The 9,166-nt window shown below is 49.4% G+C and carries 9 protein-coding genes; 1 reads left to right on the forward strand and 8 read right to left on the reverse strand.

The genetic code is table 11. From position 1 onward, the window contains the following. Positions 1-60 precede the first annotated feature (60 nt). Positions 61-1,470, reverse strand: coding sequence for a GntR family transcriptional regulator MpaR (gene mapR / locus ACSFE6_RS29550; protein ID WP_435430912.1), 1,410 nt, complete (start codon positions 1,468-1,470; stop codon positions 61-63). A gap of 132 nt (positions 1,471-1,602) precedes the next feature. Continuing rightward, positions 1,603-3,033, reverse strand: coding sequence for a cytochrome c oxidase accessory protein CcoG (ccoG, locus tag ACSFE6_RS29555; protein WP_435430913.1), 1,431 nt, complete (start codon positions 3,031-3,033; stop codon positions 1,603-1,605). 324 nt (positions 3,034-3,357) lie between these two features. Here ccoG and ACSFE6_RS29560 point away from each other — a divergent pair, with 324 nt between their 5' ends. Continuing rightward, entirely contained in the window at positions 3,358-3,861 is a 504-nt protein-coding gene (locus tag ACSFE6_RS29560) for an MgtC/SapB family protein (RefSeq protein ID WP_435430914.1), read from the forward strand. 161 nt (positions 3,862-4,022) lie between these two features. Here ACSFE6_RS29560 and ACSFE6_RS29565 read toward each other — a convergent pair whose 3' ends face one another. The 6 genes from ACSFE6_RS29565 to ACSFE6_RS29590 form a co-directional block, all read right to left on the reverse strand. Further along, positions 4,023-4,742, reverse strand: a complete 720-nt coding sequence (locus tag ACSFE6_RS29565; RefSeq protein ID WP_435430915.1) for an ATP-binding cassette domain-containing protein — start codon at positions 4,740-4,742, stop codon at positions 4,023-4,025. After that, positions 4,742-5,485 carry an ABC transporter permease gene (locus ACSFE6_RS29570; protein WP_435430916.1) on the reverse strand — a complete coding sequence of 248 codons (744 nt, stop codon included), beginning with the start codon at positions 5,483-5,485 and terminating at the stop codon, positions 4,742-4,744. The genes ACSFE6_RS29565 and ACSFE6_RS29570 overlap by 1 nt, the downstream gene beginning before the upstream one ends. A gap of 11 nt (positions 5,486-5,496) precedes the next feature. Further along, entirely contained in the window at positions 5,497-6,702 is a 1,206-nt protein-coding gene (locus tag ACSFE6_RS29575) for a YcaO-like family protein (RefSeq protein ID WP_435430917.1), read from the reverse strand. Next, positions 6,699-7,496 (reverse strand): SagB/ThcOx family dehydrogenase, encoded by a 798-nt coding sequence (locus ACSFE6_RS29580; RefSeq protein ID WP_435430918.1) that lies wholly within the window; start codon positions 7,494-7,496, stop codon positions 6,699-6,701. Before ACSFE6_RS29580 ends, ACSFE6_RS29575 begins: the two co-directional genes overlap by 4 nt. After that, complete coding sequence (locus tag ACSFE6_RS29585) at positions 7,477-8,358, reverse strand: McbB family protein (protein WP_435430919.1); 882 nt, start codon at positions 8,356-8,358, stop codon at positions 7,477-7,479. The genes ACSFE6_RS29580 and ACSFE6_RS29585 overlap by 20 nt, the downstream gene beginning before the upstream one ends. Positions 8,359-8,421: 63 nt before the next feature. Beyond that, positions 8,422-8,568: a hypothetical protein gene (locus ACSFE6_RS29590; protein WP_435430920.1), complete on the reverse strand. Its 147-nt coding sequence runs from the start codon at positions 8,566-8,568 to the stop codon at positions 8,422-8,424. Positions 8,569-9,166: the final 598 nt, after the last annotated feature.

Consider the following 9,166-nt stretch of genomic DNA (forward strand, 5'->3'; position numbering starts at 1 on the left):
GTGTAAACCTGTGGGAGCGAGCCTGCTCGCGAAAGCGACAGCCCAAACAACATCGAACCATCAGAAAGAACGCACAATCCGCCCCAACGTCTCCATCGCCTTCTCGGCCGCCTCATCCCACGGGCTGCCATAGTTCAACCGAATGCAATTCCTGAAGCGCTGCGTCGGCGAAAAGATCGGCCCCGGCGCGATGCTGATGCCTTGCGCCAGTGCCATCTGGAATAACTTCAACGAATCCATCTGCGCCGGCAGCTCCAGCCATAGGAAGTAGCCGCCGGCCGGTTGGCTGACGCGGGTTTGCGCCGGAAAATAGCGGGCAATGGCCGACAGCATGGCACTTTGCTGTTCTTCCAGGGCGTAGCGCAGTTTGCGCAGGTGTCGGTCGTAGCCGCCGTGTTGCAGGTAATCGGCAATGGCCGCCTGGGCCGGCATTGAGGCGCAAAGCGATGTCATCAGCTTCAGCCGTTCGATTTTCTGCGCATAGCGCCCGGCAGCGACCCAGCCGATGCGGTAGCCGGGGGCCAGGCTTTTAGCGAACGAACCGCAGTGCATCACCAGCCCCTCGGTGTCGAACGCCTTGGCCGGTTTTGGCGCTTGCTGACCGTAATACAGCTCGGCATAGACATCGTCTTCGATCAGCGGCACCTGATGATGGCGCAACAGCTCAACCAGTGCCTGTTTCTTGGCCTCGGGCATGGTCGCGCCCATGGGGTTCTGGAAACTGGTCATGCACCAGCAGGCCTTGATCGGGTGGCGCTCCAGGGTTTGCGCCAGGACGCCAAGGTCGATGCCATCGCGCGGGTGGACGGGGATTTCCACGGCCTTGAGTTTCAGCCGTTCCAGTATTTGCAGGCACGCATAGAACGCCGGGGCTTCGATGGCCACCAGGTCGCCGGGTTGGGTGACGGCCTGCAGGCACAGGTTCAGTGCTTCGAGGGCGCCGTTGGTGATCAGCAGTTCTTCCATCGGCAACATCAGCCCGCCCACCATGTAGCGCAGGGCGATTTGCCGCCGCAGTTGCGGGTTGCCCGGCGACATATCGGTGACCACCATGCGCGGGTCCATTTCGCGACTGGCACTGGCCAGCGAACGCGACAGCCGTTGCAACGGGAACAGAGTCGGGCTGGGGAAAGCCGAACCGAACGGCACGGTGTTCGGATCCTTGATCGAATCGAGGACCGAAAACACCAGCCCACTGACGTCGACCTCGGTGGACTCATTGACCTGAGCGCTGATCACCGGCTCGGAAAACGGCCGTGGCGCATGGGCATTGACGAAATAACCGGAACGCGGCCGGGCGCGGATCAGGCCACGGCGTTCGAGCAGGTAATAGGCCTGAAACACCGTGGATGGGCTGACGCCGTAGGTCTGGCTCGCATAGCGTACCGACGGCACGCGCTGACCGGGGCCGAGGACGCCGGAGCGGATCAGTTCAGCGATGTCGTCGGCGAATTTTTCGTAGCGTTTCATCTTGGGTCCGGATTGGTTTCATTCTGGAAAATCGGGGCGCCTTCATTCGCGAGCAGGCTCGCTCCCACAAGGACGGCGCAATTCCTGTGGGAGCGAGCCTGCTCGCGAACAGCTGCACCGCAGTCTAAAGGCTCAACGGTTCATCGGCGCAACAAACCGGCTGTTCGCCTCGCTGTAGATCTGCGGCTCGTCACTGTCGACAATCTTGAAGCCGATACTCTGCGAGCTGCTGCGCGGCCGCTCCGTGATCATCGCCACCGACACTGGCACATCGACGATCTCGCCAGGTGCCAGGCTCAGCTCAGTCTTGCCGTGCAACTGGAAGCCGTCGCCATCGACCAGCGTCAGGCGGTAATCCTGGCGTTGCTGGGTTTTGTTGATCACCTTCAGGGTGTAGATATTTTCGATCTGCCCCTGACTGTTTTCCCGGAACAGACCGCGGTCCTTGCTCACGTCCAGCGACACCATTGGCCGCTGCATCAGCGCGACCACCAGCGCGGCGATCATCACCAGCAGCACGGCGGTGTAGCCGATCAACCGAGGCCGCAACAGGTGTGTCTTGCCGCCCTGCAACTGGCGCTCCGAGGTGTAGCTGATCAATCCACGCTCGTAGCCCATTTTGTCCATGATCGAATCACAGGCGTCGATGCACGCCGCGCAACCGATGCATTCCATCTGCAAGCCGTCGCGGATGTCGATGCCGGTGGGGCAGACCTGCACGCAAAGCTGGCAGTCGATGCAATCGCCCAGGCCGACCTCGGCGGGTTTGACCTCGCGCTTGCGCGGGCCACGGTTTTCGCCGCGGGCGGCGTCGTAGGAAATGGTCAGGGTGTCTTTGTCGAACATCACGCTCTGGAACCGCGCATAGGGGCACATGTGCATGCACACCGCTTCGCGTAGACAACCGGCATTGATGTAGGTGGCGCCGGTGAAAAACAGCACCCAGAACAAACTGACGCCGCTCATTTGCAAGGTCAGCAGTTCTTCGGCCAATGGCCGGATCGGGGTGAAGTAACCCACGAACGTCAGGCCGGTCAGCAGGCTGATCGCCAACCACAGGGTGTGCTTGGCCGAACGGCGCATCAACTTGTTAAGCCCCCAGGTTGCGGCTTGCAGTTTGATCCGCTGGTTGCGCTCGCCTTCGGTGATTTTCTCGCACCACATGAAAATCCAGGTCCAGGAACTCTGTGGGCAGGTGTAGCCGCACCAGACCCGTCCGGCAAACACGGTGATCGCAAACAGGCCGAAGGCAGCGATGATCAGCAGCGCTGAGAGCAGGATGAAATCCTGCGGCCAGAAGGTCGCGCCAAAAATGTGGAACTTGCTTTCGGACAGGTCCCAGAGCACCGCCTGGCGGCCGCCCCAGTTCAGCCACACGGTGCCGAAGAACAGCAAGAACAGGAAGCCTGCACCGCTGATGCGCAGGTTGCGGAACAGGCCGGTGAAGCTGCGGGTGTGGATCAGGTTGTCGCTGGTCTTGACCTTCATTTTTGGGCGTGAAGGTTCGTGGATCTTGACGGGTGTTGTGCTTTCTACGGTTCGGACGGGGATTAGCTCGCTCATGGTCTTTCGCTCATCAGCCTCCATCAGGCATGAGCACTATGGGCGTCGATCTGTTTGCATAACAGACTCAGGTATTACTTTAAAAACCGGATCAGATGCGCGTAAGCGTTCTACCTGCGACAAGTTGAAGCATCTGTCGCAGCAGGGCGAAAGTGCCTATATCAGGCACTTGCGAGCGTTGTTGATGCGGATCAGTCAAATCACCGAATCACTGTTGGTCACCTTCAGGAGCCTGCGACCGTCCAGCGCGCCGGTCATCGTTCCGTGCAACCGATTAATGGGCGGCGCGGTCGATCCATCATGAGCCTTCGCTAGGACACGGTCATGAACGCTTGGTGGCATGAAGTCTGGGTGACCCTGCAGGCCGAGTTCGCAGACATCGGCGATGCTTCACAACTGACCCGCATCACCGTGCGTCTGATGATCGCGGCGGTGCTGGGCGGGATTCTTGGTTTCGAGCGCGAGCACAAGGGCAAGGCCGCCGGTGTGCGCACCCACATGCTGGTCGCGCTGGGCGCAGCCCTGTTCGTGCTGGTGCCACAGATGTCCGGTGCCCAGGCCGATGCCATGAGCCGGGTGGTGCAAGGCGTGATTGCAGGGATCGGTTTCCTCGGCGCTGGCACCATTCTGAAAAACCAGGAAGGCGATGAAGGGCACGTCAAGGGCCTGACCACGGCCGCCGGTTTATGGATGACCGCCGCCATTGGCGTCTCAGCCGGATTGGGCCGGGAGGCAACGGCAGTGTTCAGTACGTTTTTGGCGTTGGTGATACTGGGGGTGATGCCGATGATCGTGAACAAATTCGAAAAGGACCGGGATCACTTGTAGGCGCTTAGCCCGACTAATACTGACCTATTGAGGGCGACACCTGTGGGAGCGAGCCTGCTCGCGAAGAGGCCGGGACATCCGCAAAATATTCTTCGGTAGTCATATAGTCTTCACGAGCAAGCTCCTACAGAGATGGAGTTTGGAGTTGGGTTTTGTTGATGTCACTTAACAAATGCCGGTCCTGTAACTGCACGGATAAATGCGTCATCTGCAGTTTTTGCTCCATACTGCCGCATGAACTCTGATCCACTGGAAAAGCGATTAAAGCGTTGCTGGCTGATCATGTAAAAATAAGAGCAATTGTTTACTATTTCATCAACGTTGTGGGATGACACCAGAATTGCAGCGCCGTCTTTCGCCGCGCCACGTAGGCACTCCCAAATATAGTGACGAAATTCAGGGTCCACGCCAGCAGTGGGTTCGTCGAGAATAATAAAATCTTTAGAGATCGCTAGCAGAGATAATGTGAAGAACCAGCGGGTTTCACCATAACTGCACAGCGACGATTTTTTGTCCCAGATTTCCTTATATCGATTAGTGATCGATGGACACCAACTATTCAGTTTGTCGAGTGCCCGGGTTTGTGTCGTTTTCTCATCCGAGCATAGTGCGATGACCATATTGAATATGTCTCGCATACGTAAGGTTGGAGGGGTTGAAATTGTTTGGGAAAGATAGGTGAAGTCGTGAAAGTTATTATCAATACTCCCTGATGAGATTTTTTTCAATCCGCAAGTAATATCAAAAAACGTTGTTTTTCCCGCGCCGTTTGGACCTAAAATTCCGACTATTGAACCCTCAAGTACTTCCAGGGATGCCTGGCTTAATATTGCTTTTTCGTCATAGTTAAAGTCTATGCATTTTGCGCTAAATCGACGCATTAGTATCTGCTCCAGACCGGATTTATTTTTAAGTGTTTTAGCAAGACAAAAGTCGATGAGGTTGTAGATAGAGCAATAAGCACAAGTGTCAATTTATTTTGATCAAGGTTTTCAGTCATTAATTGGCTGGAAATTGTCAAAAGATTGACCGAGTTGATGGTGCCGAAAACACCATTTGGATTGTTGGCGCCCACTACTCCGAAGATAAGCATGAAGAAAGAACAAGCCGATAGCAGTGTGTTCGAGTTCTGGTAGTTAATTGGGAGTATTGTAAAAATAACCCCGAAGCTGCAGAGCATTAGAAAGCAAGTGTAAAATCGACATATTATGATTAGGATTTCTACAATGTCATAATTTCCAAATGGAGGTTTTGTAGCTAAGTAAAAAGTGCAGCAGTATGCAATTGAAATTATTGAATAGGCGAGGAAGTGCGAGCAAATAAATATGATTCTTGATTTTTTAGAATATACAAATGATCGAATAAATCCACTTTCTCTTCTTCCGATGATGTAAAAGGTAAATCCAAATAAGGCAACACTTGATGCTACATAAGCATAAAACCACGCTGATGTGCTGATATAATTATTTTGGAAGTAACCAGTATCCTGTTTTGTTGCAGCGAAAAAATAGAAAAGAGCGCAAGGTGAAATCATTATCCAGATCAAGGAGATTGGTTCTTTTGTTTGTTCTTTTATAAATATACCTGCCAGGGTGAGAGTTCTCGATATAAGTTTTTTGCTCATTGTTGGCGTCCTCAAGGGAATGGAACCATCTTTGCTTGGCGGTTTTTATCGATCAAGTGAAAGAACGACTCTGAGTAATCATTATTCAAGTTTATGTTTTTTGAGTTGTCCATATGCATGAATATCGACGGGGAGATGAATTTGCAGAATGTGTGGTCGGAGTTGTTTATTTTTGTCGGTTTTATGTGTAAATAACCTTCAATGTTCATTGTTTTTAAAGTCTGTAGTAGGCCATTAGTGTTGAATTCTAAAGTCTTCTGTTTGTAGGTGGGGTTTTGTAAATATGAGAAATCTGATGCGATTTCTTCGAATGTATTGTAGTGGTTGCACTTCATGAAATACCGGATGTAGGAGTCGTGAAGGGAGTCTGGGTCTCTTTCAAGGATATTAAATAAGTTCATAAATCTAAACGTTTGCCATAATTCAAGCATGGATTTATCAAGTGCGGTGGCTAGGCTCTCCGCATAAGACATTCCTGCACAATAGCGAACATTTCTATTGGGATCATTACTGCCGTAAATAGTTAACAGGCATACGCCAGGGAACCTGGTATCGGAAATGTCAAATGTTACAATTTCTCCCGATTTTGAAAGAGTATTATATAAGCCAAAGGCCGATGATGCATTGATTGCTTTTAGGATATCACTGGGAGGCACAACGCCGTTGCATTGCTTAGTCAACCAGAATCGAGTAAGGAACTGCCGTTCCAAAGATTCTTTAATAGCGCCGAAAATGGCTGGTTCAATATTTTTATGAAAACTGCAACCGCAAGTGTCTCTGCTCGGATAAATGCTGTCATTCTCCTCATTGCAGTCATGACTTAACGCAATGCAAATAGTAGGAATGGTGCATGCCGAAAAATCAGAAATACGTACTACGGAGCTCATGTTTAGTTGTCGATGGGTTAGGTTCCTCAGGTCAGTTTCGGTTGAGGCCGTTTGACTAAAGGCTTTTACGAATTTTTCTACTTCAGTTGGGCTCAGGCTCTCCTGTAAATTGGATGAGCACTCTGGCAAGATGTCAAAATAGAAATGATTTCGCTCAAAGTACTCTCCCAATGCAGTCCTTGCTGAACCAGAACCGTTGCCTATTCCCGATCCGACAGTGAGTCGTTGGTCTCCAACTTCGACAATAAAAGGAAAATCCAAAATGCTGGGTGGTTGAATCCACATGTCATTTGGTAAGAATGGGCTTGTGCTTTGATTTATTATATTCACTTAATGCCTCCAATCAATTGAATGCAGGAAGGATAAAAAAGAGTTGGATTTAGGCCCATTGCCTTGCAGACCATGTTGTCTGTGTAGCCTGACCAAGGGCGGCTTTTGAACTTTAGTGCTTTGCATTGAAGGTCTACTAGCATGTACATTGAGCCGGTTTCCATCAAGGCCAGCCTGTAGCCACGGTAGCGATACTTGAACAATGCCTTCGGTAAATACATCATGTAAATAATGGCGTGACTGGGATTGCCCACGCTGCTTCCGTTTGGAAGTATGGCTTCCACCAATGGGCTTGTTTCTAGGCAGCCTTGAAGTATCTCAAACTTTCTGGAATTGGGGAGTAGATGTAAGACTTTCTCAGTGCATGGCCATGTATTTGAAGATAAAAGAGAGCAGAAGAAAACTTCTACGGGATACAGAGCTCCTGCACTTGGATATCCTCGCTTAGAAGTGTTGTTGTTTTTTGTAAGTAGTGGTTTAACTATCTGTTTTACGGATTCAAAATCTACACTGCTCCCGTCAAAAAAATCACAGGAGTGGTCCCTGTGTAGCGAGTTTTCAATGCGCAAGCTTTCTAGCGTATGCCCTTCTAAAGTAATATCCATGTCTGGGTAGAGATGAAGTTCGTTCCCAGTTAAGTCGGCAAGCAATTGTGGCGGAAGGTTGTGGAGGCAAGAGATGTTTTTGACGCATTCATGAATTGTGAAATTCCCCTTGCTATGAAAATTCAACGTGTCGTCATAAACCTTTGGGTCGAGAAATTTCAGATAAAAATCATGCGGTATATTTTTCATTTTTCGATCTCAGGCAGTTGCAGGAGTGCCAGTGTGGATTTGGCTCCTCAGTGATTAAGCCGTTATTTAGATCTATTGTTATTGATGAGAGTGCGTTGTCTTGGTATCTGAGTTCTTGGCTGTCTTCTGTGTGAAGTTTTATTTTTTTAATGACTGTTCCAATAGCTAAGCTTCTTTGTAATAAGCCAAGTCTCTGTACTGGTAGAGTAGTGTTCCGTTCCATGCAGAATTTTAATAAGGCAGACCAAGATTTGCGTGAGTTATTGCATTTTTCATAGTTTAATTGCCTGTCAATTTGGCAGAAGTGGCAAGGGTTTCCGATGCTTGATAAATATGGCTGGTCAATTCTGAAGATATTTCCATTAAAATAAGCAACACAGATTGCGCTGCGAGGGTTGGAATCTGCCAGGCTGAAATATGCTTTTTTGAGTTTTGCATAGTCATATCGGGTGCAGATTATACAAATGAAACATGATTGGTTTTTAGTGTCTTCTAATAATGTGTCTAGGTTTTCGATTACTTTGAATTTGCAAGTTAGCTCTTGATTCAGTGCTGTTTCTATTTCGGTTTTATCTTTCCAGTCGTGTACTATTAGAAGATTTTTGAAGTATATGTCAGAGATTTGTGTTTTTAGCCCTATTGCACCCTGAAGAAATAGCATTGCCTCCGTTTGTGGTAGTTCGTGCTTTGATAAAATGTTGATGAGGTGCATTTCTTTTATAGAATTGTGCTGTCTTTTTTTTAAGTTCCGCAAGACGCTAATCAGTTTTTCAGATGCTACTTTGGAGATGCTGTGGTTGGATAGTATTAACGATTCGTTGGGGAGATCTACTATGTCAAAGTCGGAGTAGATTAGATTCATCTAGGTTCTCCTGAAGGATCTTCCATTTTTGGAAGATCCTTTTGGTTTAAAAAGTGATAGGCATTAAATACGAGCCGAATTACATTGCCCTGCAACCACCGGTGCCTCCACCGCCAGTACCTCCTGCCCCCCCACAACCTCCATTTCCTCCACCGCTACCTCCACTGCAACCACCTCCACCGCCACAACCACCACTACCGCCACAGCCACCTTGTCCTCCACTGCCGCCAGCCACTTGCGGATTAGTGTTCTGGTTAAAGTCAGTTCTGAAGTTGAATAATACTTCGCCAAGTTTTTCGTTTTTCATTTTATTTTTCTCATCTGAATGCCGCTCGGAATTTAGCGGTGTCGTTAGATTTAGAAGATTGTAGCCGTCACTGCAAGTTGATATTTTGTTGCTCGTAAGAACATTCATTCATCTTTTAGCGAATGGTCCTACAGGGTTTTTAGAAAGTTCTTGTGGTGTTTAAATTCAGAGGGCAAGAGGCATTGGTAGATGGTCTTGATTTTTTTATTTTAGAAACCATGTTTTAGTCTCTTCAAAATAAAAAGATACTCAGCATTCGCGTCTGTAGGACTAAACAAAACAATCCCTGTGATTGCTATTTCATGTTCAAAAAATAAGCGACGAACGGTAGTCGTAATTCAGGCTGGTAATCTCGTCAGCGTGACGCCCAAGATTGGAAGGATGCTTGAAAAGGACCGCGATCATCTGTAGGAGCTGCCGCAGGCTGCGATCTTTTGATTTTGATCTTCAACGTTTCTTCCGCGCAGCTAACAGCAAGATCAAAAGATCGCAGCCTGCGGC

The sequence above is a fragment of the Pseudomonas baetica genome (assembly GCF_051216495.1).
Lineage (GTDB): Bacteria > Pseudomonadota > Gammaproteobacteria > Pseudomonadales > Pseudomonadaceae > Aquipseudomonas > Aquipseudomonas baetica_B.